This window comes from Pseudarthrobacter sp. C4D7 (genome assembly GCF_013359725.1).
In the GTDB taxonomy this organism is placed as follows: Bacteria; Actinomycetota; Actinomycetes; order Actinomycetales; family Micrococcaceae; genus Arthrobacter.
On the sequence record NZ_JABFMW010000023.1, the window covers coordinates 37,149 to 63,209 of the forward strand.

Here is a 26,061-nt window from a genome sequence, read left to right on the forward strand (position 1 = left end):
ACCAAAAGCGGCGGCTGCCACCCGGGCCATGGGGCCGGGTGGCAACCGCCGCTGTGGTGAGGGGTCTTAGCGCTTGACCGCTTCCAGCTTGAGCATCTTGGCGATGACGCCGTCGAGTTCGGAGTCGTCGAAGATCTTCTTCCAGTCGTCCTTGATGATGGTGTCCTTGCCGTACTGGATGGCGATTTCGCAGGCCTCGGAGAACGGGTTGGAGCCTCGCAGTGCATTGGTCAGCGCGATCTGGACGTGGCCGAACAACATGGCCTTCGCGGCTTCCTCGGGGACGCCCGCGGTGTGGACAGTCTCGTGCAGTGCTTCGTTGAGCAGGGTGCCGATCATGCAGGCCACGGTCTCCACCAGGGTGGGTTCAAGGATGGCGAGCTGCTTGACGGTGACCCAGTGGACGTCGATGACGGGGGCATAGATGGTGCGGATGGTCGCCTCCGCAGCAGCCTTGGCCGCCTCCGGGGCATCCTGGTCGATGGCTGCCACGACGTTCTGGGGGGCACCCTCGCCGCCGAAGGTGTCGGCCCATTCCTCCTTGGTGGTGCGCTCCAGGAACACGGATGGGTGGCAGGGGTGCGCAACTGCCTGGACGACGTCGTCGCGCTTTGCCAGCAGGCCGGCGTAAGCGGCGGCGGGGTCCAGGGTGAGGAGGATGGATCCGGCTTTCATCTGCGGGACAACGCCCTCGGACACGATGCCCAGGACGGTGTCCGGGACGGCGAGGATCACCACGTCGGCGCCCTTGACGGCGGCGTCCGTGGCGGTGATTTCGCGGCCTTCGGCCTGGACGCGTTCCTGGCCGGCGGGGGAGTTTTCGCTGTAGAAGACGGTGTGGCCGGACTTCTGGAGGTTGCGGGAAACACGCAGCCCCATCTTTCCTCCGGCTCCGATGACGGCGACGGTCAAAGTTTCTGCTGACATTTCACTTGCTCCTTAGGAATTCGATGCTTTGCCGGGTCCACTGGTTTTCGAGCCGGATGGTTTCCGCCTCGGAGTCCTGCCAGGGCAGCCAGTGTTCGACGATCTGGTTGATGTTGCGTTCGTGCGGCCGGATCTTCCCGGCCATGTACCCGTAGTCGAGCAGGCCTTCGCCCAAGGGTGCGCCGGAGTAGGTGAAGCCCACCCACCCGTCTTTGCGGCTGAAGGCAAAGTCCTTGATGTGCATGTTCAGGACGTAGGGCGCGACGGCGTCAATCACCTCGCGCGGCATCTCCAGTGCCGCGACGGTGTTGGCGGGGTCGCTGCAGATCCCCAGGGACGGGCTGTCCACGCCGCGGATCACGTCCAGGACCCGGGCGGTGGGGACCTGTTCGTAGGTTTCCACCGCGATCTTCACCCCGGTGGCTTCGAACGCCGGCAGGACGTCCTTGAAGATGCCCACCGCTTCCTCCGTGGTGGGGGTGTGGCCCGGGGAGTTGAACATGGTGCGCAGCAGCGGCGAGCCCAGGATCCCAGCGATGTGCAGGAATTTACGCAGGTGCTCCGGGCGGATGCCTTTGGTGCCCAGCTCAAGGCTGATACCCAGCCGGTCCGCGGTGGCACGGACGGCGGCCAGGCCGGCGTCGTCCATCTCCTCCAGTGGTGCGTAATCGCAGACCTGGAACAAGTCCACGCCCAGTCCCGCTGTCCGTTCCAGGGCGTCATGGATGCTCAGGGGGCGGGAGACCTTGTCCGAGAGCTGCCAGAAGAACGCGTAGCTGCTCAAACCGATTCGTGAGGTCACGCCGCCACCTCCGCATCGTCCAGACGCGCCGCGGTCTCGTCCAGGATGGTCTTCAGCGCCTTGGGGTCGTGGGCGAAGCGGCCCAGGAACAAGCCGGCGACGGCGGGGTCCAACTGGGTGATCAGGCCCGGGCCGGCACTGCCGCCGTAGATCACCCGGCTGTCCTCCTGGCCCGGCAGGCTGCGCAGGTGCGCGTCCAGCCCGGTGATAACCGCGCTGATGTAGTCCGGCGTCGCCGGTTCCGGGGCCCCAATGGCCCACTGCGGCTCGTAGGCCACGATGGTCCGCCCTGCCGGTCCCAGGGAGGAAGCGCGGTTCAGGACGCCGTCAATCTCGGCAGTGCACTGTGCGATGGCTTCCTCCACCGATCCTTGCTGCTGCTCGCCAACGCACAGGACCGGGGTCAGGCCGTTGCGGTAGGCAGCTGCGGTCTTCAGTCCAATGACGCGGTCATCCTCGCCGAAAATCCGGCGGCGTTCGGCGTGGCCTACTTCTGCATAGCGGCCGCCGAGCTCGGCGATGGTCTTGCCGCCCACTTCGCCGGTGAAGGCGCCTTCGTCCTCCCAGAAGATGTCCTGGGCACCACTGGCGGCACCGGCCGGGCCAAGGATCCGCGTGGCTTCCGGCAGTGCCGGGAGGACGGGCAGGACGAAAAGTTCGATCTCACCGCTTTGCACCGCCGGATGGGCGAAGGCGATGGCGGCCACGTCGTGGCAGTAGTCCACCGTGTGGGCGTAGCCGAAGTACATCTTCAGGCTGACGCCGATGATGGCCTGGGGGTTTTTAGCAGGAAGTGACACCCTCGTAGTCCTTAATCAGTGCGACCTTCTCTGCCGAAGCGGAGCTTTCGTCGAAGGTGTAGGTGAGCCATTCCTTCGCCAGACGGCGGGCCAGTTCCAGTCCGACAACGCGCTGGCCGAAGGTGAGGACCTGGGCGTTGTTGGACAGGATGGCCCGCTCAACGGAGAAGGAATCGTGCGCTGTGACGGCGCGGACGCCCGGGACCTTGTTCGCAGCGATCGCGACGCCGAGCCCGGTGCCGCAGACCAGGAGGGCCCGGTCGGCCTTGCCGGCGGCCACCAGTTCTGCCGCGGCGATGGCCACGGAGGGGTAAGGAGTGTGGCTGGCAGCGTCCACCCCGACGTCGGTCACGGATTCAACCAGTTCGGAGGATTCCAGGTCAGCCTTGAGGGCTTCCTTGTAGTCGAAACCGGCGTCGTCGGCTCCAATGACCAGGCGCAGCTTGGTGCTCATGCGTTCTCCTTGATGGTGATGTTTTGGCTGAGGGTGTTGTGGATGGCCCGGACAATCAGGGCCATGGAAACCGCGCCGGCATCAGGGGTGCCCAGGCTTTTTTCGGCGTGGGGCCGGGCACGGCCCATGAGGGGCAGCAGGTTGGCGGTGTCCTCGGCAGCCTGCTGGGCAGCTCCGGCGGCCGCATCCCACGCGTCGGCCAGCGGCTTGCCGCCGTTGACGCCGGCGGTGAGGGCGTCGCGGAAGGGGACCAGCACGTCCACCAGTGTTTTGTCGCCCACCTTGGCCTTGCCGAAGTCCATGATCGAGGCTGCGGCGCCGGCCACTCCGGCGGCGACAGCACCGGCGTCGGGTGCATTGCTGTCACCCACGGCGTCGCCGACGGCGCGCAGGGCCATGCCCCAGAGCGCACCGGATGTGCCCCCTGCCTTGTCGGCCCAGGCATCGGCGGCGAAGTAAAGGGTGGTTGCTGCGCCGGCACCGCGGGCAACGGCATATGCCGCGGCTTGCACGGCGGCGCGGACGCCGCGCTCCATGCCGAGGCCGTGGTCGCCGTCGCCGGCGACCGCGTCGATCCGGCCCAGTTCGGCGGCGTTGGCGTCCACCACGTCCTTGGCGGCGCCAAGCGCCGCGAGGATGCGGACCGCACCGGCCCGGGATTCAGCGGTTGCCTCGGGGATGGAAAGTTCGACGTCGGCGGTCTCGCCCGCCGTCTCCTCCAGCGCTTCGGCGGTGACGGCGCCGCGGCGGAAGGCCGGTGCGTCGGCGGGGGCGTTCCAGAGGGCCTCAAGTTCCTCATCGAGCCAGAAGAGCGTCAAGGAGGTGCCGGCCATGTCGAAGCTGGTGACCAGCTCGCCCACCTGCGGGTCCACCGCTTGCAGGCCTGCCTCAGCCAGGAGTTGAGCCACGCGGCGGTACACCACGAAGAGTTCCTCGTACTTGACGCTGCCCAGGCCGTTGAGGATCGGGACCACACGGGCGTTGGTGGCCTCAACGCCGTCGGGTATTTCGCTGAGGAGCTTGCCAACCAGCAGTTCGGCGAGCTTATCCGCCGTCGGAATGCCGGTTTCTTCAATTCCCGGCTCGCCGTGGATGCCCATGCCCACCGCCATCCGGCCCTCGGGAACGGAGAACAGCGGCGCTTCGGCACCTGGCAGCGTACAGCCGGTGAAGGCGACGCCGAACGAACGGGTGCGGTGGTTGGCGCGTTCTGCGATTTCCATCACCGCATCCATGCCATAGGCGGCCTCCGCGGCGGCGGCCGCCACCTTGAACACGGTGAGGTCTCCGGCAATGCCGCGGCGCTTGGTGTGCTCTTCGATCGGGGCAGAGGAAACATCGTCCGTGACGGCGATGCTGCGGCAGTCGATACCTTCGCGGCGGAGCTTTTCCTGGGCCTGGGTAAAGTGCAGGACGTCACCGGCGTAGTTGCCGTAACCCAGCAGCACGCCGGCGCCGTTGTTGGCGGCCCTGGCCACGTTGTAGACCTGCTGGGCCGACGGCGACGCGAAGAGGTTGCCCATGGCGGCGCCGTGAGCCAGGCCTTGGCCCACGAGTCCGGCAAAGGCCGGGTAATGGCCGGAACCGCCGCCAATCACCAGTGCCACAGTGCTTGGCGTGCTCTTGGTGTTGCGGACAACGCCTCCGGAAACACGCCTCACCCAACGGCCGTGGGAGGCGACAAAGCCATCGATCATTTCGTCAGCGAAGGCTGACGGTTCGTTGAACAGGCGGGTCATGGGAAAAGCTCCTGGGCCTAGCTGGGGAAGGGTGTTGGGGACTGTGGTTGGTGTGGGGGCGCCTTCGGGCAAGGAAGGCGCCCCGGGGTTTTACGGTGCTTTGCCGCTCAGCGTTCGGCGTGCTGCCCGGCGGCTGCGGGATCCAGTGCCTCGCCGGAGACACCCTCGGCGACACGGCCGGAGCGGCTCAGCACCACCATCAGGACGGCGGAGAGGAGCATGAAACCGCCCACCACGAACATCGGCACCGAGTAGTCGCCGGTCCAGTCCTTAAGCCAACCGGTGATGTAGCCGGCGCTGAAGCCGGCCAGGTTGCCCACCGTGTTGATCAGGGCGATGCCCGCTGCGGCGGCAGCACCGGTGAGGAACTGGGTGGGAACCGTCCAGAAGTTCGGCAGCGCAGCGAAGATGGCCATTGCCGTGATGGTGATGACGGCAATGGTGGCTGCCGGGGAGCCGGCGAACAATGCCAGCGGGATGCTCAGCCCGCCCACCAGAGCAGGGACTGCGATGTGCCAGGTCTTGACGCCGCGCTTGGTGGCGTCCTTGGACCAGAAGTACAGGGCGATGGCTGCCGGCAGGTAGGGGATGGCGGTGATCAGGCCCTTCTGGAAGACATCGAACTTGGTGCCGTAGATGCCTTCGAAGCCGGCGATGATGGTCGGCAGGAAGAAGCCGAGCGCGTACAGGCCGTAGATGAAGCCGAAGTAGATCAGGGAGAGCATCCAGACGCGGCCGTTGCCAAAGACGGTGCGGACGCTGACGTGCTTGTTTCCCGCGGCGGTTTCGTTCTTCTCCTTCTCCAGTGCGCCCGTCAGCCAGGTCTTTTCCTCGGCGGTGAGCCACTTGGCCTTGGCGGGGGAATCGGCCAGGTAGAACCAGGAAATGATGCCGATGAGGATGGCGGGGACGGCAACGCCGAGGAACATCACGCGCCAGCCTTCGAGCCCGAAGAGGCCGTGCTGCTGGATGAGGATGCCCGCCAGCGGGGCCCCGATAACGGTGGTCAGCGGCTGGGCCAGGTAGAACAGTGCCAGGATCTTGCTGCGGTGCCGGGCAGGAACCCAGAGGCTCAGGAAAAGGATGGCGCCCGGGAAGAAGCCGGCTTCGGCAACGCCGAGGATGAAGCGCAGGATGTAAAGCTGCTCAACGTTGGCCACCCAGGTAAACAGCAGGGAGACGATGCCCCAGCTGACCATGATGCGGGCCAGCCACCGGCGGGCGCCGAACTTGTGCAGTGCCAGGTTGGAGGGGATCTCCAGCAGGATGTAGCCGATGAAGAAGACGCCGGAGGCGAAGCCGAACTGGGCGGCGTTCAGGGCCAGGTCCTTGTTCATGCCGTTGGGGCCCGCGAAAGAGATGGCGGTGCGGTCGAGGTAGTTGATGAAGAACATCAGGGCGACGAACGGCACAAGCCGGATTGCCACTTTCCTGATTGCGGATTTTTCGACCACCGATTGTGTGGTGTCCACGTTGACTCCTAGATGTTGGTGTCCCGGCCGCATCCGTCACTGGAGGCGTGGGGCTGTCTCATGTGCACGCGGGCTTGGGGGGGGGGGTCCGCGGCGGCTGAAGCTGTGAGTTCCACCATAGAATCGAAACTAGAATTGGTCAACCGGTTGACTGATTTCTTTTGTTTTGGGTCTTGCTGACTCCCATTCGTGGGCTCGACTTCACAGCGGCCCGTAGTTGTTACGCTTGGGAGGTGTCCGTAGAATCCGCCGCTGCAACGGCCAAGATCAGCGCTGCCCTCGGTTCCGTGGGGCAGGGCTCGGCAGTGTCGGAAGTGGCGGAACGCCTGCTCGCATTCTTTACCAGCGGCGATATCGCACCGGGCACCAGGCTTCCGGCCGAGCGGACGCTCGCGGCTTCCCTGGGCGTGGGCCGTTCCGCGGTACGCGAGGCCCTCGCGGCCCTGGAAATTCTGGGCATCGTCGTGGTCCGCCCCGGCTCCGGCACCTACCTACGCGACGGCGTCTCCGAGCTCTTGCCCAGGACTCTCAGCTGGGGCCTGATGCTGGGAGCGCCGCGCACTCGCGAGTTGGTTGAGCTGCGCAGTGGCCTGGAAGTGCAGGCTGCCCAGTTGGCTGCAGAGCGCATCACGGATGAGGCACTTGAGCGGATGCGCGGAAACCTCGACACCATGGCCGGAACCCTGGACGACCTCGCGGCGTTCGTGGAGGCTGATGCCTCCTTCCACCGCGAGATTGCTGCGGCTTCCGGAAACCAGGTCCTTCAGGAGCTCCTGCAGAGCATCCGTTCGCTGCTGCGGATCTGGGTGGACCGGGCCCTGACGGACGAGGGGCATGCTGCTGCCGCGCTGAAGGAGCACACCAAAATTTACGAGGCCTTGGTTGAGCGGGATGTCGGGGCCGTTACGGCGACCATGAGCTCCCACATGAAGACGGCCACCCGGCGCCTGCTCGCGGGATTCGACGCCGCCCAGTAGGTCGCGCCGGTCAGGCGCCCAGGTGGCCGGTAAGCCGGCGGTGGAAGCCCGTGCTCCGCTCATCGAGGCCTTCAATGGCCACCGTGGCGCCGTGATGCCCGTACTTGGTCTCGATGGAGTCCAGGGCGGCCACCGTTGACGCGTCCCAGATCTGGGCGCGGCTCAGGTCGATGGTCACTGCGGCGGGATCATCCGCGTATGCGAAATGTTCCACCAGGTCGTTGCTGCTGCCGAAGAACAGCGGCCCCACCACCTGATACCGCACGCTGCCGCCGTCCTCCGCCACGGTCCGCTCCACGGTGATGACGTGGGCCACCCGGCGCGCGAACAGCACCATCGCCAGGATGACGCCCACCAGGACGCCGTAGGCCAGGTTCCCCGTGAAGACCACCACGGCCACCGTGATGGCCATGACAATCGTCTCCGGCAGCGGCATCCTTTTGAGGGTGGCCGGCCTGACACTGTGCCAGTCCACCGTGGTGACGGCCACGACCATCATGACGGCGGCCAGCGCCACCATGGGAATCTGCCCCATGATCGGGCTGAGGCCGGTCACCAGGGCCAGCAGGAAAACGCCTGCCACCACCGTGGAGATGCGGGTCCGCGCCTGGCCGGTCTTCACGTTCAGGACTGTCTGCCCGATCATGGCGCAGCCGGCGATGCCGCCATAGAAGCCCGCGAGGATGTTCGAGACGCCCAGGCCCCAGGCCTCACGGCCCTTGTGCGAGGGGGTTTCCGTGATGTCATCCACCAGTTTGGCCGTGAGGAGGGTTTCCATGAGCCCGACGAACGCCACGCTCAGAGCCGTGGGCAGGACCAGCCGGAACGTCTCAAGGGTGAGCGGAACGAGGAAGGGGGTGATGCCGGGCATCTGGCCTGTGAGGGGCCCCTCGTCGGCGACGTTCGGAACGGCCAGGCCCGCAATGATGGCGATGGCCGTGACGACGACGATGGCCACCAGGGGCGACGGGACCACCTTGGTGAAGCGGGGCAGGATGAAAATGATGGCCAGGGTCAGGGCGAACAGGGCGTAGGCGAGCCAAGGGACATTGATGACGTGCGGCACCTGCGCCATGAAGATCAGCACACCCAGGGCATTGACGAAGCCGATCATCACCGAGCGCGGGATGAACCGCATCAGGCGGGCGAGTCCGGCCAGGCCAAAGACCACCTGGATCACCCCCGCCAGCAGCACGGCAGGCAGGACGTACTGCACGCCGTGCTCGTGGACCAGTGGGGCGATGACCAGCGCAACGGAGCCTGCCGCCGCCGTCACGACGCCGGGCCGTCCACCCAGGATGGACATCGCCACGGCAAGCACGATCGAAGCGACCAGGCTGACCATCGGGTCCACGCCCGCCACGATCGAGAACGAGATGACCTCCGGGACGAGGGCAAGGGTGGTGACCATGCCTGCGAGGACCTCGCGGCTGAGCTGCCGCGGAGAGCGCAGCGCGGTCATGACGGTGTTCACGTGCCGCGTGGGCAGGCGGCGGTCGGCAACGGCCAAGGAGCGGCTCCAGGAACTTGGCGCTCAAGGGAGAGCGGGTGGGAAACGTTCAGCGCGCCACGGTGCGCGCGGGTCCAGCCCTGCCATGGAAGACAATGGGGTGGAGGAAAGGCGCCGGTGATTGCCGGCTGCATATGCAACACTACCCTAACGTGAGGGTTGAGCAGGATTGGTGACGTGATGGTGAAAGAAATGACCGCTGAAGAAGTGGTGGCAACGATGCATATCGGTGAACTGGCGGACCGTTCACAGATGTCCCTCCGCACCATCCGCCACTACGACGAGGTGGGCCTGCTGAAGCCGTCCGGGCGCACCGAAGGCGGGTTCCGGCTATACACCGAACGGGACTTTGGGCGGCTGCTGCTGATCCGCCGCATGAAACCACTGGGATTTACGCTCGACGCCATGTCAGGGCTCCTGAAGGTCATCGACGCACTGGAGGCGGCCGGTCCCGGCGAGGATGTTGCGGACATCAGGTCCGAACTGAACGCCTTCATCGAGGAGGCAGCGCGGCGCCGTGCCAAGCTGGAGGAACAGCTGGGTATGGCGGATGAGTTCCTGGCGCTGCTCCGCGCACGGTAGGAATCCACTCCGCCGTTGCCAAACTGTGCCTTGCTGCCCGGCGAAGGCCCCGGGGCGGAAGTAAGCACGGCTGATAAAATAGCCGGGTTGCAGGGCGGCCCAGAGAGCCGGTGCAACCAGTGCCGTAACAAAGTAGGGGACCACACAATCATGACGGCAGGCGGGTCACACCTTGAGACGTCGGAGAGCCGGCCGGGCACACCGGCCGACGCCTCCGCGCCCGCCCGGGGCCGCGCCTACGTAGCCACCATCGAAGGCTTCGTTGGCGCCCTCATGATGTTCGTCGGTTCCATCGGCACCGGCTGGATCGCCAACGGCTCGCCCATGATCCGCCAGCCGGTGGTGATCGCGCTTCGCACCGAAGGGTGGGGAGTCGCCGTGTCCACCGTGCTGCTGACGGCGGGCGCCATGCTCCTGATGCGCTCCTGGCTGAGGCTTGGCCAGCGGCTGGGGGGCTGGGGCCAGTCGTCGCTGCGCTCCGTGGTCATCGCGATCTCCGCCTGGTCGCTGCCGCTGCTGTTCTGCGTCCCCGTCTTTTCCCGCGACGTCTACGCCTACACCGGCCAGGGCCGCCTGGTCCAGGAGGGCCAGAACCCTTACGAAGTAGGCATCTCCACGCTCAACAACTGGTTTGCCCTGGGCGCCGACCCCGCCTGGGCCGAGAACAGGACCCCCTACGGCCCGTACTTCCTGTGGCTGGCGCGCGCGGTAGTGGGGCTGACCGGTGCCCAGCCCGACGCGTCCGTCCTCCTCTTCAGGCTCCTGGCCGGCGTCGGCGTCCTCCTCTGCGTCGTCTACGTACCCAAGCTTGCCGAACTTCACGGCATCAACGGCGCGCGTGCCCTCTGGATCTCCGTAGCCAACCCGCTCTTCCTCATCAGCTTCATCGCCAGCGCCCACAACGACGCACTCATGGTGGGGCTCGCCGTCGCCGGCGTCTACCTGGCGGCCACCCGCCGCTACCTGCTGGGCATCCTCCTGGTCACCGCCTCCATCGGCATCAAGCCCATCACCGTGCTGCTCTTGCCGTTCATCGGTGTCATGTGGGCCGGGCCCGGCGCCTCCTGGCCCCGCAAGTTCCTGACCTGGGGAGGGACGGCGGCCATCAGCTTTGGCGTGCTGGCCCTCAGCGGCATCCCATACAACCTTGGCATCGGCTGGACCTGGGCCATCATGGACCCCACCCCCGGCTATACCGGCTACTCACCGTCCGGCTTCCTGGGCCAGCAGGTGGAGATGCTGGCCAACGCCCTGGGCCTGCCGGGCGGAACCCTGGCCACCTGGCTGCGCACGGCCATGAAGTGGGCCGCCATCGCCGTGGTCCTGCTGCTCATGTTCCGCGGCGACTACTCCCGGGCGGTGCGCCGGATGGCCCTGGCGTTCACCGCCGTCGTGATGCTGTCACCCATCATCCAGCCCTGGTACATCCTGTGGTTCCTGCCGTTCCTGGCCGTCACCGGCATCAGGGACGACTGGCAAATCCGCTCGCTCTACGTGGGCGTCACGTTCTTCGTGGTCTTCGGCGCCCAGGACCAGCTCTCCGTCTGGTCCTTCGTGGAACTGCCCATCGACGCGTCCTCCCTGGCGTTCTTCACGGCCCTGGCCTTCACGTTCTACCTGCTGGTGCTGGACGTCCACACCCGGAAGCTGCTCATTGAAGGCAAGCCACTGGACCTGGCCCGGCGCGGCTGGCAGTGGGCGGTGGAGCGGCGGGCCGCGCGGCGCGCCGCCGCACCCCAGGCACCCGCCTCCGTGGACCGGTCCGAAGGCCGCTAGCTGGGTTTGGCCTTCGCGTCAGCTAGGTTCCGGCGGGCACCTGGGTGGACGCCTTGCGGCCCAGTTCCGCCGTGCGCTTCACGGACCACCACAGCAGCACCACCAGGAGCACGTTGCGGGTGGTGAGGATGGCCGCCATGACTGGGTGGGCGTGGATCAGGGGCGTATAGAACAGCGGGTAGATCACGAAGGTGGTCATGGCAATACCCATCAGCAGGGCTGCGGGGACCTTCCAGCGCTCCCAGTCGTGGGTCAGGCCGGCGATGATCACCGGGGCCAGCCAGATGATGAACTGCGGCGAGCCCACCTTGTTGAACACAATGAACGCGGTGACCATCATCAGGGAGCCCTCGAGGAACAGCTCCTCGCGCTCGGCGCCGCGGCGCATGGCGCGCACCAGGAGGATGGCGGCGGTGACGGCGGCCAGGACCAGGAGCGGCTGCATCAGGAAAGCTGCGGTACTGGCTCCGGGCCCGTAGACCTCGGTGGAGTTGATGGCCGTGTTGTCCGCCATTCTGGACCCGGCGATGTGGAAGACGCTCAGCCAGACCCACGGTGTGGAAAAGGTGGCCTCCAGCTGCATCCCGCGCTCGCCCTGGTTCAGCAGGAAGTCCATGATGTGCGGCAGGCCGCCCGTCAGCCAGGTCCCCAGGCCCACGACGGCGGTCACGGCGGCGCCGGCGAGGACCACCTGGACGCGCTTGTGGCTGGCGATGACGATGGGTACCAAAACGGCTGCCGGCCACACCTTGATCCACGTGGCGATGCTGAGCAGGACGCCCGCCACCACGGGCCGTTCGGCGGCGTAGAGCAGGGCGATCAGCACGATCGGTGCGGTGATGCCTTCCACCCGGGCGAAGCTCAGGTAGCCCATGAAAACAGTGAAGAACAGCCACCACCAGGCCGGGGCCACGCCCGTGACCTTCCGTGGGCCGCGGGTCAGGTAGAGCAGGCCCACGGCATTGAGCGCGGTGATGATCAGGAACCACACCAGCAGGTAGAGGCTTGGCCCGGCGATGTTCGCCAGGAAGATGGGGAGCTGCGCCAGCACCGGGTAAACCCAGGGGCTGATCTTGCCCGTCAGGTCCGCGGGGTTGTACCCGTCCACCGCCCACTGCCGGTACTGCTCGGTGTCGCTGAACGTGTCGCCGTTCAGGAAGAAGGACGCCATCCAGCCCAAAAAGTAGAGATGGACGACGGCGAAGCCCCACCACACGCTGGACGGCCGGGCGAACCAGTCCACCACCGTGGCCGGCAGGACTTTGCTGCGGACCGTCACCAAACGGTCAAAGAACCTCGTGGAAATCTCAGCTCTCCTTGAGCGCGGGGGAGGGTGCTGCCGTCTTCTTGCCCAGCAGGTACAGGCGACGGACGCTCCACAGGAACAGGACCACCAGCAGGATGTTGCGGATGGTCAGCACCAGTGCCATCCACGGGTTGTTGTGGCTGAGGGCGTCGTAAAAGAGGGGGTAGATGAAGTACGTTGCCACGGCTATCGCGATCAGCATCAGTGCCGGGACCCGCCATTCTCGCCAGCTGTGCGCCAGGCCTACGGCGACGGCGGGGCCCAGCCACACCATGAACTGGGGCGAGCCCACCTTGTTGAAGACCACGAACGCGGCGGCCAGGGCGAGGGCGCCGGCGAGGAGCAGCTCGGTCCGGTCCACGCCGCCGGCCACCTTGTGCTGCTTGCCGTTGTGCAGGGCCCAGAAGGCCAGGCCGGCCACCAGCAGGGCGGCCAGGACCAGCAGCGGCTGCATCAGCACGGACATGGTGGCGGTGCCGGGGCCGTCCACCTGCATGGAGTTGATGTCCGTGTTCATGTACATGCGGGAGCCGCCCACGTTCAGGACGGAAAGCCACAGCCACGGAGTGGTGAAGGTGGCCTCGAGCTGCATGCCGCGGTCGCCCTGCTGGGTGAGGAAGTTCAAGAGCTTGGGGACGCTGCCCAGGGCTGCCGCCAGCGCGACGACGCCTGCCGTCGTCGCGATTCCTGCCAGTACCACCAGCAGGCGGTTCTTCACGACGGCGAAGAGGGCCAGCATGATGGCCGCCGGCCAAACCTTCACCCAGGTGCCGACGGCCAGCAGGATTGAGGCGATGAACGGGCGCTGGACGCCGTAGGCCAAGGCCACGAGCACCAGCGGGGCGGTGAGGCCGTCAACGCGGGCGAACCCCAACCAGCCCATAAGGAAGGTGAAGGCGAGCCACCACCAGCCGGCGGGGATGGCGCTGGCGTTGCGGCCCCGTCCCGTGAGTTTGAGCAGGGCCCAGCCGTTGAGGAGGGTTGTCATGAGGACCCAGATGAAGAAAAACGGCCCCGGACCGGCCAGGCTTGCGATGGCCATGGGGATCAAGGCCAGGATGGGGTAGACCCAGGGGCTGGGGCCACCGCGGAGGTTTGCGTCGTTGAACCCGGCCATGGCCCAGTCGCGGTAGATGAAAGTGTCGCTGAATGCTTCGCCGCGAAGGGACAGTGAAGCGGCGAAGACCAGGAAGACCAGATGGACCACGATGAAGCCGCCCAGCAGTCCGCGCCCGGAGTTCAGTCCGCTCCGCACGGGGGTGGGGAGGATGACGTTGCGGATCCTGGTCAGATTGCCGAAGAGAGCGTCGGTGGAAATGGCGGAATCCTTGTCAGGTCGTTGCACAGCCAGCGGTGGCGCAATAATGGCTCGGGTGGGCCGCGGGGCGGGTTTCAGGGGCAGGTGGAAGCTCCGAAAACCAGCCCCCACTCCCTTTCAACTCTAAGTGACGGCGCCCTGGGGCCAGTAATTGTCAGGACAAATGGACGCTCCCAAGGCGCTGACCTGCGTCATTTATCTAAAGTTGCTGGCACATTTTCGCTCAGGCACCATGGGTCGAGGCGCGAAAGCGCCCACTGCCCATGCAGCCAGGGGGAGCGCCGGGCGGCGTTTGCCCACCCAGCCCCTTGAAAGACACAGGCACAATCCATGAACTTCCCCCTGACCGTCACCGTTTCCGACCGCCACAGCATGGACACCGAACTCGACGCCGCCGTCGCAGCCGCCAAGGCCCATGCCCTCGATGGCAAGCGCCACGGCATCCTGGTGACCAGGCATGGCGCTGACAAGTTCACGGTGGACCTCAGCGACACCGTCCCCTTCGGTCTCACCCGCGAACACCAGGCCTGGTAACGGCTGCCGGCCGGCACCTGAATTAGCCGGCACCAACGCAGCCTGCCCCTAACAGGGGGCTCCCTGGTACCGCCGTGACTTCCGGCGTCGTCCGTTGACCGTGTCTAGCTGCCGGCGCTGTTGTCCGCCTCGCCGGCCACGCGGTTGCTGCGCTGCTGCAGCCGGTCGATGTGCTTGGACGCGTCCGCCTTGCTCAGGTCTGCAGGGAGTTCCTCCCCTGCCTCGCGTGCAAGGGTATCGAGGTAGCTGCGCTGGGCAGCCGTCATGGGTTCATCCCCGGTTACCCAGTCCTCCGGGTCCCTGTTGAGGCCTGCATTGGGTTCGGGTTCCGGGCTGCCGATTGTTTCTTGGTTGCTCTCGCTCATGGGACGAGTCTAGGGCGGTGCACCGACATTGCGTGGAAGCACTGGTGCGGCAAGCCCTGGCTTGAATAAATCGGGGAATCATGGAGACGTTGAGTGGGTAGGCGCCAAACATCAACGCAGCCAGGAGAATGACCCGATGGATACCAAGCTCAAAGTCGCAGTTCTGGGGACGGGAATCATGGGAGCGGCCATGGCCCGGAACCTCCTGCGGGCCGGCCACGAGGTCTCAGTGTGGAACCGTGACGCAGCAAAAACAGAACCCTTGGCCGCTGAAGGTGCGCGGCGCGCCGCCAGCCCTGCCGACGCCGTCGAAGCGGCCGGTCTGGTCCTGACTATGCTCTACGACGCCGCTGCCGTGCAGGAGGTCATGCGGGCCGCGGCCCCCGGCCTTCGGCCCGGAACGGCCTGGGTGCAGTCCACCACCGTCGGTATCCCGGACGTACCCGCTTTGGCCGGGCTGGCCCGGGAACTCGGGCTGGACCTGGTGGAAGCGCCCGTGTCCGGCACCCGCGCTCCCGCAGAGGCAGGCCAGCTCCTGGTGCTGGCCGCCGGGCGTGGGGATGTACGCCCCCGGGTGGCACCGGTCCTGGATGCCATCGGCGCCCGGACCATCTGGACAGGACAGGACCCCGCCGAAGGCTCCGCCACCCGGCTCAAACTCGTGGTGAACAGCTGGGTGATCGCTGCCTCCAACGCGGCCGGTGAAGTGGTCGCCCTGGCAGAGGCGCTGGGCGTCGATCCCCAGCAGTTCCTCGGTGTGATCGACGGCGGGGGCCTGGACCTTCCCTACCTGCGCACCAAGATGGGCCTCATCCTCGATGGGGAGCTGGAGCCTGCGTCCTTCGCGGTGGACACTGCCCGCAAGGACGCCCACCTGATCGTCGATGCCGCCGCTGAGAAGGGCCTGAAGCTCGATGGCGCCGAAGCCTATGCTGCCCGGCTGGACCGCGTGGCGGAGCAGGGGCGCGGCAAGCAGGACATGGCCGCGGCGTACTACGCCGGGCGGTAGCAGGGCCAGCCCCGGAGGGTTCCTGCCGGATTGACCTGTCAGGCCCGCGTCACACCGGGCACGTTTTCAGGCGGCGCACGACGGCGGTTCCCCGGGTTTCCGGGGCACCCCCGCCCCGGGTGGGCCGAAAGCATGCCGTGCGTGACGCCGTCGTACGCCACGGCAGCCCTAGGTCCCTAGGGCAGCCGCGACGGCCGCAGGACGCTCGCCGCGCCTGCCCGGTCAGGATCCAGCGGCACCGGGCTGACCAGGACGGCAGGCCCGCGGTGCAGGAACCCGCCGGACAGGGCCTGGCAGCGGATGCCGCCGCGGCCGCGCATGGCCGGATGTGCGCCGGGGGCGAGCATTTCGTTCATCCACGCGCAGGGCTGGGCGTGCCTGCCGCCGTGCAGGGCCACCGTGGACCCGCCCGATTCCAGCACGAAATCCTGCCCCAGCAGAGGGGGCAGCTGGGCGCCACGCAGCACCACGTTCCGTCGGGTCAGCAGGGGGTTGAACGGTTCCGCGCCCAACTCCGCCGCGATCGCCTCAAGGGACTCGACGGCGAAGAGAGTCACCGCAGCGTCCATGTGTGCGGCCTTGCCGAAGAACCGGTCACCCACGATGCCTTTGCCGGCCACCACCTCAGCCTGCGGGGCATCAGTGGTGGGAACGTCGGCGGCACCGTCCCGGGCACGGCCGAAGTACGCGTGTGCGGGGGATACCAGCAGGTGCAGGATTTCGACGTCGTACCGGAACTTTTCGGACATACGGCCAAGCGTAGGCCAGCCGGCATTGAAATCCTGCTGCCGGGTGGAAGGATCAGGACTCATGGAGACCTCACCAGCCGGCCACACCACAGCGCGTCCGCGGAACCGAACCGCCCTCTTCTGGGCGTCGGTGGCATGCGCCGCCGCCCTGCTGGGAGTGGCCGTGTGGATGCTGGCCGGAAACCCGGCCGTCCTGGGCGGGCACCCTCTGCTGCCGGGCATCCTCCTGGCCGCCGCTGCCGCTGGTGCCGCGTGGGCCGTCCTGCTCTGGCGCCGCCGCGAGGTGCCCCGGCCACGCTCGCGCGTCCGCACCATCGGGGCCTGGGCCGGCCGGCTGGCCGTCCTGGCACTCGCCGCCGGGCTGGCCTGGCTCAACCCCTTCGCTTACCAGCCGGGCCCGACGGCGGAGGCCGGGCCGGCATCGGACTTCACCGTTACCGAAACGGACACCACCATCACCATGTCGCCCGATGGTGCCGCCACCAAGGGGCTGGTGTTCTACCCGGGTGCACGCGTGGACGCCCGGGCTTACCAGGACGTCCTGGCGCCGGTCGTCGGTGCAGGCTGCCGGGTGGTCATCCTCAAGGAGCCGCTGGGGCTCAGCCTGCTGGACGGCAACCAGGCCCGCAGCGCCATCGAGGCGAACCCGGACATCACCACATGGGCGGTGGGCGGCCACTCCCTGGGCGGGGTGTCTGCCTCATCGTTCGCCCTCAACAACACCGAGGTCACCGGCCTGGTCCTGTACGCGTCCTACCCGGTGGAATCCCTGCGCGGGAGGACCGGCCTGTCCGTCCTGTCCGTCTCCGGAACCCAGGATGGACTCAGCACCCCGGAGAAGATCGAGGCCTCCCGTGAACTCCTCCCCGTGGATACCGAATTCGTCGCGGTCCAGGGCGGGGTGCACGCGTTTTTCGGTGACTACGGCCCACAACCCGGCGACGGCGAACCCGGCATCAGCCGCAGCTCCGCCCAGCAGCAGATCGGCTCGGCCACGGCCGGCTTCCTCGGGCGGTTCTAGGCACCCACATACGCCGCCAGGTGCCGGCCGGTGAGCGTCGCCCGCCCGGCCACCAGCTCGGCCGGGGTGCCCTCGAAGACGATCCTGCCGCCGTCGTGCCCTGCCCCCGGACCGATATCGATGATCCAGTCACCATGCGCCATCACCGCCTGGTGGTGCTCAATGACAATGACGGACTTTCCGGAGTCCACCAGCCGGTCCAGCAGCCCCAGCAACTGTTCCACGTCCGCCAGGTGCAGGCCCACTGTGGGCTCGTCCAGGATGTAGACGTCCCCGGACTCCGCCATCTGGGTGGCCAGTTTGAGCCGCTGGCGCTCGCCGCCGGACAGGGTGGTCAGCGGCTGGCCCAGGGAGATGTACCCCAGGCCCACGTCCGCCAGGCGCTCCAGGACCTTGTGCGCCGCCGGGGTCTTGGCGTCACCTTCGCCAAAATACGCCAGAGCCGCGTCCACGGACATGTCCAGGACGTCCGCGATATTCATGCCGCCCAGGGAATATTCCAGGACTGCGGGCTGGAAACGGCGTCCCCCGCAGTCCTCGCAGGTGGACTCCACAGTGGCCATGACGCCGAGCTCCGTGAAGATCACGCCAGCGCCGTTGCAGGTGGGGCAGGCGCCCTCTGAATTGGAGCTGAACAGCGCGGGCTTCACGCCGTTGGCCTTGGCGAAGGCCTTGCGGATAGGCTCCAGCAGCCCCGTATAGGTGGCCGGATTGCTCCGCCGGGAGCCCTTGATGGCGCCCTGGTCAATCACCACCACCCCTTCACGTTTTGCCAGCGAGCCGTGGATCAGGGAGCTCTTCCCGGAACCGGCCACGCCCGTCACAACGCACAGCACCCCGAGCGGCACATCAACGTCCACATCCTGCAGGTTGTTGGTCGAGGCGCCGCGGACCTCCAGTGCCCCTGCGGCCTCCCGGACCGAGTCCTTCAGGCGGGCGCGGTCGTCCAGGTGGCGGCCCGTGATGGTGCCGCTGGAACGCAGGCCCTCCACATCGCCCTCGTAGACAATCTCGCCGCCGGCGGCGCCTGCCTTGGGCCCGAGGTCGACGACGTGGTCGGCGATGGCGATCATCTCCGGCTTGTGCTCCACCACCAGGACAGTGTTGCCCTTGTCCCGCAGCTGCAGCAGCAGCGTGTTCATCCGCTCGATGTCATGGGGGTGCAGGCCGATGCTCGGTTCATCGAAAACATAGGTGACATCCGTGAGCGATGAACCCAGGTGCCGGATCATCTTGGTCCGTTGCGCCTCACCGCCGGAGAGCGTACCGGCCGGACGGTCCAGCGACAGGTACCCCAGTCCGATGTCGGTGAAGGAATCCAGCAGGTCCCGCAGGCCCGCCAGCAGCGGCCGGACTGTTGGTTCGTCCAGCCCGCGGACCCACTGGGCCAGGTCGCTGATCTGCATGGTGCACAGCTCGGCGATGTTCCTGCTGTTGATTTTCGAGTTGAGGACCTCCGGCGTCAGGCGCGTGCCGCCGCAGTCCGGGCAGGTGGCAAACGTGACCGCGCGCTCCACGAACCGCTTCACGTGCGGCTGCATGGCCTCCACGTCCTTGGAGAGCATGGATTTCTGGATCTTGGGGATCACGCCTTCGAACGTGAGGTTGACGCCTTCCACTTTGATCTTGGTGGGTTCGGCGTACAGCATCGTGTCCAGCTGCTTCGCCGTAAATTTGGCGATCGGCTTGTCCATGGGCAGTCCCATGCCCTCGAACAGGCGGCCGTACCAGCCGTCCATGGAGTAGCCCGGAACGGTGAGCGCGCCTTCGGAAAGGGACTTCGATTCGTCGTACAGGGCGGTCCGGTCGATGTCGCTGATGTTCCCCATGCCCTCGCAGCGCGGGCACATGCCGCCCAGGTAGGTCACCTGGCGGACCACGTTCTTTTCCACCCGGCCGCCCTTTTCGGTGCTCATGATGCCGCTGGCCTTGCGGGTGGGGACGTTGAAGGAAAACGCGGTGGGCGGGCCGACATAGGGCTTGCCCAGGCGGCTGAACAGGATCCGGAGCATGGCATTGGCGTCAGTGGCCGTGCCCACGGTGGAGCGCGGGTTGGCACCCATTCGCTCCTGGTCCACGATGATCGCCGTGGTCAGGCCCTCCAGCCGGTCCACATCCGGCCGGGCCAGGCTGGGCATGAACCCCTGTACGAAGGCGCTGTAGGTTTCGTTGATCATCCGCTGCGACTCGGCGGCGATGGTGGCAAACACCAGCGAGCTCTTGCCGGAACCGGAAACACCCGTGAACGCGGTCAGCCGGCGCTTGGGCAGTTCCAGGCTCACGTCCTTCAGGTTGTTCTCCCGGGCGCCCTGCACCCGGATCAGGCCGTGGCTGTCGGCAACGTGTACCGCCTGAGTGGTTTCGGTGTCTGCTTCCGTGCTCAAGGTGTCCCCCTTCTTCGTGGAGCGGCATCGGAACGGCACTGCGCTGGCAGCCCCGTTCCGGCGTCGTCCGTTATATAAGTGCTTGTTTATATGCCTAGGGCTGCTGGTTGATGCGGACCGTGTTGCCGGCCGGATCCCGGAAGGCGCAGTCCCGGATGCCGTAGGGCTGGTCGATGGGTTCCTGGACGACGTCCGCGCCGGTTGCCTCCACCTTGGCGAATGCCGCATCCACGTCGGGGGAGGACAGGACGATGGTGGCGTAGGTGCCCTTGGCCATCATCTCGGTGATGGTGCGGCGCTCGTCCTCGGTGATACCCGGGTCCACGGCCGGCGGGTGCAGGACGATCGAGACGTCCTTTTGGCCGGTGGGGCCCACGGTGATCCAGCGCATGGCGCCCCGGCCCACGTCGTTGCGGATTTCGAAGCCGAGTGCGTCCCGGTAGAAGGCGAGGGACGCGTCCGGATCGGTGGCGGGAAGGAAGGTTGAGGAAATGTTGATGTCCATGGCAGTCATGCTAGTGACGGCTCACGGGCCGGCGCTTCTCGATTCCTGACCGGTCTGGTGACCTGTTTCGCCACGCAGGCCGGGATCCCTGCCGTCGACTCCGCCGCCTCCTGTCTGTAGACGCTCGGCGGCATACCCACCAGTTCGCTGAAGCGGGTGCTGAAAGTGCCCAGCGAGGAACACCCGACGGCGAAGCACACCTCGGTGACGCTGAGGTCGCCCTTGCGGAGCAGCGCCATGGCCCGTTCGATCCGGCGCGTCATGAGGTAGCTGTAAGGGGATTCGCCGTAGGCCAGCTTGAAGCGGCGGCTGAAATGGCCGGCAGACAGGTGGACATCCCGGGCCAGGGACTCGACATCCAGCGGCTGCGCATATTCGCGGTCCATCCGGTCCTTGACGCGCCTCAGCTGGGTGAGTTCGCGGAGGTACGGATCGGAGGCAGGACTGCTGGTCACAGCTTCGATCGTGCTACGCGGCGGGGGCCTTGTCCAGAGCCACGGGCGGCCCCATCCATCCCGGTCAAGGCAGGCATTCCGGAGGGGTATGATTATCCCGCCGACCACCATGAGGTCCTCGCCCCACCACGGCTTGAGTAAACCCGGCACCGGCAAAAACCTCCGTACCACCCCCTCTTACCCCTGCCCGGATTCTGCGCAGGGCACCCTTGAAAGGACGCCATGGAACTGCTGTGGGAAATCGCCGGCTGGGCAGGCGCTGTTGCGATTCTCAGTGCCTATCTCGCAGTTTCCATGGGATGGCTCAAGGCCGGGAAGGGGTTCCAGACCGCCAACCTGTTCGGTTCCGTTGCCTTCATCATCAATGGAACCCTGCATGGTGCCTGGCCGTCCGTGGTCACCAATATTGCCTGGTTCCTGATCTCTGCCGTGGCACTTGTCCGAATGCGTGAGGCGGAGGTGCCTGCTGAAGCGCTCGAGGCTGCCCACATCCAGTACCCCGGCGTCCCCGATTCCACAGGGCAGCTGGCGGTGGTGGAGGCTTTCACTGAGGCCCTGCCCGCGGTGGGCGCCGCGCCCGCAATGGCAGAGGGACCCCGCCTGGCTTTGTAGCCGCTCATAGGGGACCGCGGTGCACGCTGGGCTTGGGCGCCGCCTGAGTGCACGATCGTCCATATAGCCAATCGTTTCTGCCATGGAAAACGGTTTCCAATCCTCTTAGCCTTGAGGGGTGACCAACGAACCCCAAGACCGCAGCAGGATTGTCCTGCCTGATGCCCCGCCCGAGCAGCAGTCAGTCCTGGCGGCAGGCGGCGTGGCCTGCTGGCGCGAACCCGTGTGGATTGACACCTATGTCCCCGGAAAGCCGGACAAGTATCCCTTGTTCCTGGACCGGCGGGTCTACCAGGGGTCCAGCGGCAAGGTGTATCCGATGCCGTTCATCGACAGCATCGAGGCGGTAAAACGGCCCAGGCTGTGGCAGGCCATCCACCTGGAGAATGAGTACGTCCGCCTGATGCTGCTGCCGGAGATCGGCGGCCGCATCCATGTTGGCTACGACAAGACGGCCGGGTACGACTTCTTCTACCGCAACAACGTGATCAAGCCCGGGCTGGTGGGCCTGGCCGGGCCATGGATCTCCGGCGGAGTGGAGTTCAACTGGCCCCAGCACCACAGGCCCGCCACCTTCCTGCCCGTGGAAACCGCTGTCGAGCGCTCCGACGACGGGGACGTGACGGTGTGGCACAGCGACCTGGACCCGCTGCAGCGGATGCGAGGTACCCACGGGGTACGGCTCAGGCCGGGCAGTTCGCTTATTGAGGTGCAAGCCCGGCTCCACAACCGGACCGATGAGCCGCAGACCTTTCTGTGGTGGGCCAACGTGGCCGCCCGGGCGCACGGGAATTACCAGTCCTTCTTTCCCACCGATGTCCGCTACGTGGCCGACCACGCCCGCAGGGCTGTCACCTCGTTCCCGCGCGCCGACCGGCCCTATTACGGGGTGGATTATCCGGCGCTGGCTGCCGGGGCCGGGAGTCCGGCGGCGGACCGGCTCGACGTCTACGCCAACATTCCAGTCCCCACCTCCTACATGGTGACGGACACCGCGGACAGCTTCTTCGGCGGGTACGACCACGACGCCGGTGCCGGGTTCGTCCATTGGGCGGACCGCAGCATCGCGCCGGGAAAGAAGCAATGGACGTGGGGCAACGGTGCCGTGGGGAAGGCCTGGGACAGGCACCTGACTGACGACGACGGCCCGTACGTTGAGCTGATGGCGGGCGTCTTTACCGACAACCAGCCGGACTTCAGCTACCTCGCCCCAGGTGAGGTACGCACCTTCAGCCAGTACTGGTACCCCATCCGGCGGATGGGGCCGGCGCACCAGGCGAACCTGGACGCCGCCGTCGCGCTTTCCCTGGACGGGCCGGGCAACGCCGTGACCGTTGGGGTTTCCACCACCGCGCGCAGGGAGAAGGCGGCGGTGGTGCTTGAACACCGCGGCCAGGCGCTCCGGACCTGGCGCGAGGTCCTCTCGCCGGCCCATCCGTTCACCGCCACCGTTGAGCTGGACGCGCCCGCAGCGGCGGGCGACTTCACCCTCCGGGTGTTCGACGGCGGCAGCGAACTCCTGTCCTGGACCCCGCAGGAAGCAGTGGGGACAACGCCCGAGCCCTGGGTGGCCACTGAGCCGGCCCAGCCCCGGGACATGGAAAGCCAGGACGAGCTGTTTGTCACCGCAACGCACCTGGCCCAGAACCGGCACCCCAGCAGGTCACCCCTGCCGTACCTCGAGGAAATGCTCCGCCGGGATCCGCAGGACTCGCGGGCGTGCAGTGCGCTCGGCGCGGCCAGGTACCGGGAAGGCCGTTATGCCGCGGCCCGCACCCACCTGCAGGACAGTTTGGGGCGCCTGACGCTGCGGAACCTGAACCCGCCAAGCGGTGAGGCCAGCTACCGGCTGGGCCTGGTCCTGGAACGGCTGGGCCTGGCCGTCGAAGCCCGGGAGCGGTGGGGGAAGGCGGCCTGGGACAGGGCCTGGGCCCATCCAGCCCGGTTGGCACTGGCCCGGCTCGCCCTCCGCGCCAGGGACGCCTCCCAGGCCCTGCAGCACGCTGATGCCGCTCTGTCCCTGGAGAGCGCCAGCCCCGAGGCGCGGCACCTCCGCTACCTGGCGCTCGAAGTGCTGGGCCGCCGGGACCAGGGCAAGCAGCTGCTCCAGGAGACCCTGGCGTCCGACCCCCTGGATCCCGTGGCCCGGGCCCTGGACGGGTCCCTGGACGCAGCGGATCCCAAAACCGCGCTGACCGTTGCGTGTTGGCTGGCCCGCACGGGGCAATGGCAACGCGCCCTGGACTTGACCCAGGCCGAACAGGGCGGCGGGGAGTATCCGGCCTTCGGCAGTCCTGGCCCGCTCCGGCACTACCTGCGCGCCAGTTGGCTGGAGGAGCTCCTGGACCCGGACGCCGCGGCGGCCGAACGTGCCAAGGCCCGGCGCGCGGACACCACCTATGCATTCCCTTACGGACTGGATGACCACGACGCGCTGCAGCGCGCCCTGGACGCTGATCCGCGCGACCACGTGGCCCACGGGCTCCTGGGGTGTTGGCTGCTGGACGCCGGGAGGATCTCCGACGCCCTGGGCCACCTGGAACGGGCCATCGCGCACGGCAGCCGGAACCCGGTGGTGTGGCGCAACGCCTCCCTGGCCCTGGCCAACACCGGAGGTGACCTAGCTGCTGCCGCCAACTACCTCGCCCGTGCCCTGGAGCTGAGCCCCGGCGACCCCCGCCTCGTCTATGAGCGGGCCGTGCTGGCAGGACTGGCCGGGCTGCCCGCGGAACAGCGGATCGCAGACATCGAACAGCACGGTCCTGCTGTCCTGGCCCGCGACGACCTTGCCGTCCTCTATGCCGACCTGCTGACCGACGCGGGACGGCCGCAGGACGCCGTGGCCCTTTTGCGCTCGCGAACCTTCCAGCCCTTTGAAGGGGGTGAGGGGCTGGCGCTCGCCGCCTACGACCACGCCACCGTCCAGCAGGCGCGGACCATGATGGAGCAGCAGCCGACGGCGGCAGCGGCCCTCCTGCGGGAGGGCATGGATGCGCCGGAGAACCTGGGCGAGGGCCGGCACCCCGGTGACATCATGGCCGAGCGGCTGGTGGCACTGGGTGATGCGCTGGAACGGATGGGCGACGCACCCGCCGCCCGGGCTGCCTGGGCCGGGGCCTGCGCCGCGGCGAACGTGCTGGCAGTGGAGGCCAAGCCGGTGGGGCCCACCGACTATTGGCGGGGTGTTGCCTGCATCCGGCTCGGCAAACAGCAGCAGGCGGACCGGATCTGGGAAAGCCTGGAAAGCCGGGCCGCGGAACTGGCGGCAGCTCCCGCCGCTCCTGACTACTTCGCAACGTCGCTGCCGGAGCTTTTGCTGTTCAGCACCGATACCGCCGCGTCCCGCGGCGCGGCCGCTGCCCACCTCCGGGATCTCGCCCACCGCGGCCGGCTGCTGGGCGTGCAGGCACGAACAATGGAAAGAGTTTCCCCATGACTGATCCCCAGCGGTACCTTGGGTCCGGAACCCTCGAAAGCAGCACCCGTACCCTGACCGGAGCGCCGCCGCCGCACCTCCCAGCCCGGCTGGCCATCAGCCTCTGGGACTTCTCCTGGTACACCCGCGCCGAGGACGGCGGCCCCTACGCGGACCTGGACAAAGCCTGCGCCAAGGCGGCGGAGTTCGGCTACAACGCCATCCGCATCTGCGCCGCGCCGCTGCTGCTGTTCGGCGGACTGGGCCTGGACGCGCTCGCGGAGGACCTGGAGATTGAGGGGCTGGGGACGGCGCCCGACGGCGGAATCTATGGCCGCGGGACCCGCTGGTATGACGCCCCCGGCGGCTACCGGGTCAACCTGGGCCAACGGCTGCTGGAACTGTTCGATGCCGCGGAACGGCACGGCCTGGTACTGGTCCTGGCCAGCTGGGAGTACCAGCAGTCGCCGGTGTTTGCGGCGTCCCCCCGGTGGTTCGAGGCCATCGACGCGGTCCCGCTGGACGACCGCTACCGCGTCCTGGCGGATGCGTGGGACCGGCTCATCCGGGCAGTGTCCGCCGCCGGGCACCGGAACCGGATCGCCCTGGTGGAACTGCATAACGAAGTGGACTTTTCCATCCTCCCGGCACTGGACGACGGCGGCAGCAGGCAGGTGCAGCGGCTGCGGCGGCTGCACCCGGACCTGCTGGTCACGGCCAGCTACGGCAAGCCGCCGCACCTGGCCATGCACACCGTTCCCGACGGCCTGGGCGCGGCACAGTTCCACGTCTACAGCTACGGCGTGCTGGATGCGCTGCAGCGGCGGATAGACATCCGCTCCGAGGGTACGGCCGGGTTCCCCAGCCCGGAACTGCGGTCCCTGCTGCGGCCGGACGCGCCGTCCTTTGTGGACTACGGACGCCTGGCGGAATGGAAGTACAGGGCCACCGTGGTCACGGACCAGATGTTCTACGGCTACGACTGGATCGACCCCGAGGCGTGGGACACCTGGCTGTACAACGGCTACGGACCCTACCGGGAGGTGATGCGGCGCGAAATCGAGTCCCGCATCACTGCCATTGCCGCCTGGGCGCGGTGGAAGGACATCCCGGCACTGGTAGGTGAGGGCTGGATCGGGTACACCCCGCTGCGCGGAACGTTTGAGGAGGGCCCTGTAGGGCGGGACCTGGCTTGGCACGGCATCCGGACGGCCCTGGAACACGGCGTCTGGGGGATGATCCCCTGCTCCAACGCCGCGCCCCACCATCCGATGTGGGCCGACGAAGCGTGGCAGCGCCGCATCAATGCCCTCATCCACACCGCCCCCGCACACTGAAGGAAGCCCCTG

Annotated in this window: 23 protein-coding genes; 9 read left to right on the plus strand and 14 right to left on the minus strand. The window is 67.3% G+C overall.

Going from position 1 to position 26,061, the window contains the following annotated elements; all coding sequences use genetic code 11:
* Positions 1 to 66: 66 nt before the first annotated feature.
* From HNO81_RS15080 to HNO81_RS15105, 6 genes are all read right to left on the minus strand, one after another.
* Positions 67 to 927, minus strand: a complete 861-nt coding sequence (locus HNO81_RS15080; RefSeq protein WP_175318923.1) for a phosphogluconate dehydrogenase C-terminal domain-containing protein — start codon at positions 925 to 927, stop codon at positions 67 to 69.
* A 1-nt stretch (position 928) separates the two neighbouring features.
* Complete coding sequence (locus HNO81_RS15085) at positions 929 to 1,729, minus strand: sugar phosphate isomerase/epimerase family protein (protein ID WP_175318924.1); 801 nt, start codon at positions 1,727 to 1,729, stop codon at positions 929 to 931.
* Entirely contained in the window at positions 1,726 to 2,529 is an 804-nt protein-coding gene (locus HNO81_RS15090) for a triose-phosphate isomerase family protein (protein WP_175318925.1), read from the minus strand. Before HNO81_RS15090 ends, HNO81_RS15085 begins: the two co-directional genes overlap by 4 nt.
* On the minus strand, positions 2,513 to 2,983 hold the full coding sequence (locus HNO81_RS15095) for a ribose-5-phosphate isomerase (protein WP_175318926.1): 471 nt from the start codon (positions 2,981 to 2,983) through the stop codon (positions 2,513 to 2,515). The genes HNO81_RS15090 and HNO81_RS15095 overlap by 17 nt, the downstream gene beginning before the upstream one ends.
* The gene (locus HNO81_RS15100; RefSeq protein WP_175318927.1) at positions 2,980 to 4,722 is read right to left on the minus strand and encodes a dihydroxyacetone kinase family protein; all 1,743 of its coding nucleotides are present in this window, start codon (positions 4,720 to 4,722) and stop codon (positions 2,980 to 2,982) included. Before HNO81_RS15100 ends, HNO81_RS15095 begins: the two co-directional genes overlap by 4 nt.
* Positions 4,723 to 4,829: 107 nt before the next feature.
* A complete protein-coding gene (locus HNO81_RS15105; protein ID WP_371818281.1) occupies positions 4,830 to 6,194 on the minus strand; it encodes an MFS transporter in 1,365 nt (454 codons plus the stop codon).
* A 233-nt stretch (positions 6,195 to 6,427) separates the two neighbouring features.
* Between HNO81_RS15105 and HNO81_RS15110 the strand changes: the two genes are divergently transcribed.
* Entirely contained in the window at positions 6,428 to 7,171 is a 744-nt protein-coding gene (locus HNO81_RS15110) for a FadR/GntR family transcriptional regulator (protein WP_175318929.1), read from the plus strand.
* Positions 7,172 to 7,181: 10 nt separating this feature from the next.
* Here the strand turns inward: HNO81_RS15110 and HNO81_RS15115 are convergent, their stop codons facing one another.
* Complete coding sequence (locus HNO81_RS15115; protein WP_175318955.1) at positions 7,182 to 8,633, minus strand: SulP family inorganic anion transporter; 1,452 nt, start codon at positions 8,631 to 8,633, stop codon at positions 7,182 to 7,184.
* Between the two features lie 228 nt (positions 8,634 to 8,861).
* On the opposite strand from HNO81_RS15115, the gene HNO81_RS15120 reads away from it, so the two are divergent.
* A complete protein-coding gene (locus tag HNO81_RS15120; RefSeq protein WP_175318956.1) occupies positions 8,862 to 9,263 on the plus strand; it encodes a MerR family transcriptional regulator in 402 nt (133 codons plus the stop codon).
* Between the two features lie 150 nt (positions 9,264 to 9,413).
* Complete coding sequence (mptB, locus tag HNO81_RS15125; RefSeq protein ID WP_175318930.1) at positions 9,414 to 11,039, plus strand: polyprenol phosphomannose-dependent alpha 1,6 mannosyltransferase MptB; 1,626 nt, start codon at positions 9,414 to 9,416, stop codon at positions 11,037 to 11,039.
* A 22-nt stretch (positions 11,040 to 11,061) separates the two neighbouring features.
* Here the strand turns inward: mptB and HNO81_RS15130 are convergent, their stop codons facing one another.
* The gene (locus tag HNO81_RS15130; protein WP_175318931.1) at positions 11,062 to 12,318 is read right to left on the minus strand and encodes a glycosyltransferase family 87 protein; all 1,257 of its coding nucleotides are present in this window, start codon (positions 12,316 to 12,318) and stop codon (positions 11,062 to 11,064) included.
* A gap of 28 nt (positions 12,319 to 12,346) precedes the next feature.
* On the minus strand, positions 12,347 to 13,690 hold the full coding sequence (locus HNO81_RS15135) for a glycosyltransferase family 87 protein (protein WP_371818282.1): 1,344 nt from the start codon (positions 13,688 to 13,690) through the stop codon (positions 12,347 to 12,349).
* A 303-nt stretch (positions 13,691 to 13,993) separates the two neighbouring features.
* On the opposite strand from HNO81_RS15135, the gene HNO81_RS15140 reads away from it, so the two are divergent.
* Positions 13,994 to 14,197, plus strand: a complete 204-nt coding sequence (locus HNO81_RS15140) for a hypothetical protein (RefSeq protein ID WP_175318932.1) — start codon at positions 13,994 to 13,996, stop codon at positions 14,195 to 14,197.
* Between the two features lie 104 nt (positions 14,198 to 14,301).
* On the opposite strand, the gene HNO81_RS15145 is transcribed toward HNO81_RS15140, so the two are convergent.
* Positions 14,302 to 14,562, minus strand: coding sequence for a DUF3072 domain-containing protein (locus HNO81_RS15145; RefSeq protein WP_175318933.1), 261 nt, complete (start codon positions 14,560 to 14,562; stop codon positions 14,302 to 14,304).
* 136 nt (positions 14,563 to 14,698) lie between these two features.
* Here HNO81_RS15145 and HNO81_RS15150 point away from each other — a divergent pair, with 136 nt between their 5' ends.
* Positions 14,699 to 15,571: an NAD(P)-dependent oxidoreductase gene (locus HNO81_RS15150; protein WP_175318934.1), complete on the plus strand. Its 873-nt coding sequence runs from the start codon at positions 14,699 to 14,701 to the stop codon at positions 15,569 to 15,571.
* 176 nt (positions 15,572 to 15,747) lie between these two features.
* On the opposite strand, the gene HNO81_RS15155 is transcribed toward HNO81_RS15150, so the two are convergent.
* Complete coding sequence (locus tag HNO81_RS15155; protein WP_175318935.1) at positions 15,748 to 16,320, minus strand: MOSC domain-containing protein; 573 nt, start codon at positions 16,318 to 16,320, stop codon at positions 15,748 to 15,750.
* A 61-nt stretch (positions 16,321 to 16,381) separates the two neighbouring features.
* Here HNO81_RS15155 and HNO81_RS15160 point away from each other — a divergent pair, with 61 nt between their 5' ends.
* Positions 16,382 to 17,341 (plus strand): alpha/beta hydrolase, encoded by a 960-nt coding sequence (locus tag HNO81_RS15160; protein WP_175318936.1) that lies wholly within the window; start codon positions 16,382 to 16,384, stop codon positions 17,339 to 17,341.
* Here HNO81_RS15160 and HNO81_RS15165 read toward each other — a convergent pair.
* From HNO81_RS15165 to HNO81_RS15175, 3 genes are all read right to left on the minus strand, one after another.
* Positions 17,338 to 19,725, minus strand: a complete 2,388-nt coding sequence (locus HNO81_RS15165) for an excinuclease ABC subunit UvrA (RefSeq protein ID WP_175318937.1) — start codon at positions 19,723 to 19,725, stop codon at positions 17,338 to 17,340. The two genes, HNO81_RS15160 and HNO81_RS15165, sit on opposite strands and share 4 nt — an antisense overlap.
* A gap of 94 nt (positions 19,726 to 19,819) precedes the next feature.
* Complete coding sequence (locus HNO81_RS15170) at positions 19,820 to 20,239, minus strand: VOC family protein (RefSeq protein ID WP_175318938.1); 420 nt, start codon at positions 20,237 to 20,239, stop codon at positions 19,820 to 19,822.
* Positions 20,236 to 20,685: a helix-turn-helix transcriptional regulator gene (locus tag HNO81_RS15175; RefSeq protein ID WP_175318939.1), complete on the minus strand. Its 450-nt coding sequence runs from the start codon at positions 20,683 to 20,685 to the stop codon at positions 20,236 to 20,238. Before HNO81_RS15175 ends, HNO81_RS15170 begins: the two co-directional genes overlap by 4 nt.
* 222 nt (positions 20,686 to 20,907) lie before the next feature.
* Between HNO81_RS15175 and HNO81_RS15180 the strand changes: the two genes are divergently transcribed.
* The 3 genes from HNO81_RS15180 to HNO81_RS15190 all read left to right on the plus strand — a co-directional run bounded on the left by HNO81_RS15180 (position 20,908) and on the right by HNO81_RS15190 (position 26,049).
* The gene (locus tag HNO81_RS15180) at positions 20,908 to 21,297 is read left to right on the plus strand and encodes a YgjV family protein (protein ID WP_175318940.1); all 390 of its coding nucleotides are present in this window, start codon (positions 20,908 to 20,910) and stop codon (positions 21,295 to 21,297) included.
* A 118-nt stretch (positions 21,298 to 21,415) separates the two neighbouring features.
* Positions 21,416 to 24,733 (plus strand): DUF5107 domain-containing protein, encoded by a 3,318-nt coding sequence (locus HNO81_RS15185; protein ID WP_175318941.1) that lies wholly within the window; start codon positions 21,416 to 21,418, stop codon positions 24,731 to 24,733.
* Complete coding sequence (locus HNO81_RS15190) at positions 24,730 to 26,049, plus strand: cellulase-like family protein (protein WP_175318942.1); 1,320 nt, start codon at positions 24,730 to 24,732, stop codon at positions 26,047 to 26,049. Before HNO81_RS15185 ends, HNO81_RS15190 begins: the two co-directional genes overlap by 4 nt.
* The last annotated feature ends 12 nt before the right edge of the window (positions 26,050 to 26,061 follow it).

Excerpts from the sequence above, each read along its gene's own strand:
- HNO81_RS15080 (WP_175318923.1), bottom strand. The coding sequence starts at position 927 with ATGTCAGCAGAAACTTTGACCGTCGCCGTCATCGGAGCCGGAGGAAAG.
- HNO81_RS15095 (WP_175318926.1), bottom strand. The coding sequence starts at position 2,983 with ATGAGCACCAAGCTGCGCCTGGTCATTGGAGCCGACGACGCCGGTTTC.
- HNO81_RS15100 (WP_175318927.1), bottom strand. The coding sequence starts at position 4,722 with ATGACCCGCCTGTTCAACGAACCGTCAGCCTTCGCTGACGAAATGATC.
- HNO81_RS15115 (WP_175318955.1), bottom strand. The coding sequence starts at position 8,633 with ATGACCGCGCTGCGCTCTCCGCGGCAGCTCAGCCGCGAGGTCCTCGCA.
- HNO81_RS15120 (WP_175318956.1), top strand. The coding sequence starts at position 8,862 with ATGGTGAAAGAAATGACCGCTGAAGAAGTGGTGGCAACGATGCATATC.
- mptB (WP_175318930.1), top strand. The coding sequence starts at position 9,414 with ATGACGGCAGGCGGGTCACACCTTGAGACGTCGGAGAGCCGGCCGGGC.
- HNO81_RS15140 (WP_175318932.1), top strand. The coding sequence starts at position 13,994 with ATGAACTTCCCCCTGACCGTCACCGTTTCCGACCGCCACAGCATGGAC.
- HNO81_RS15145 (WP_175318933.1), bottom strand. The coding sequence starts at position 14,562 with ATGAGCGAGAGCAACCAAGAAACAATCGGCAGCCCGGAACCCGAACCC.
- HNO81_RS15150 (WP_175318934.1), top strand. The coding sequence starts at position 14,699 with ATGGATACCAAGCTCAAAGTCGCAGTTCTGGGGACGGGAATCATGGGA.
- HNO81_RS15155 (WP_175318935.1), bottom strand. The coding sequence starts at position 16,320 with ATGTCCGAAAAGTTCCGGTACGACGTCGAAATCCTGCACCTGCTGGTA.
- HNO81_RS15160 (WP_175318936.1), top strand. The coding sequence starts at position 16,382 with ATGGAGACCTCACCAGCCGGCCACACCACAGCGCGTCCGCGGAACCGA.
- HNO81_RS15170 (WP_175318938.1), bottom strand. The coding sequence starts at position 20,239 with ATGACTGCCATGGACATCAACATTTCCTCAACCTTCCTTCCCGCCACC.
- HNO81_RS15180 (WP_175318940.1), top strand. The coding sequence starts at position 20,908 with ATGGAACTGCTGTGGGAAATCGCCGGCTGGGCAGGCGCTGTTGCGATT.
- HNO81_RS15190 (WP_175318942.1), top strand. The coding sequence starts at position 24,730 with ATGACTGATCCCCAGCGGTACCTTGGGTCCGGAACCCTCGAAAGCAGC.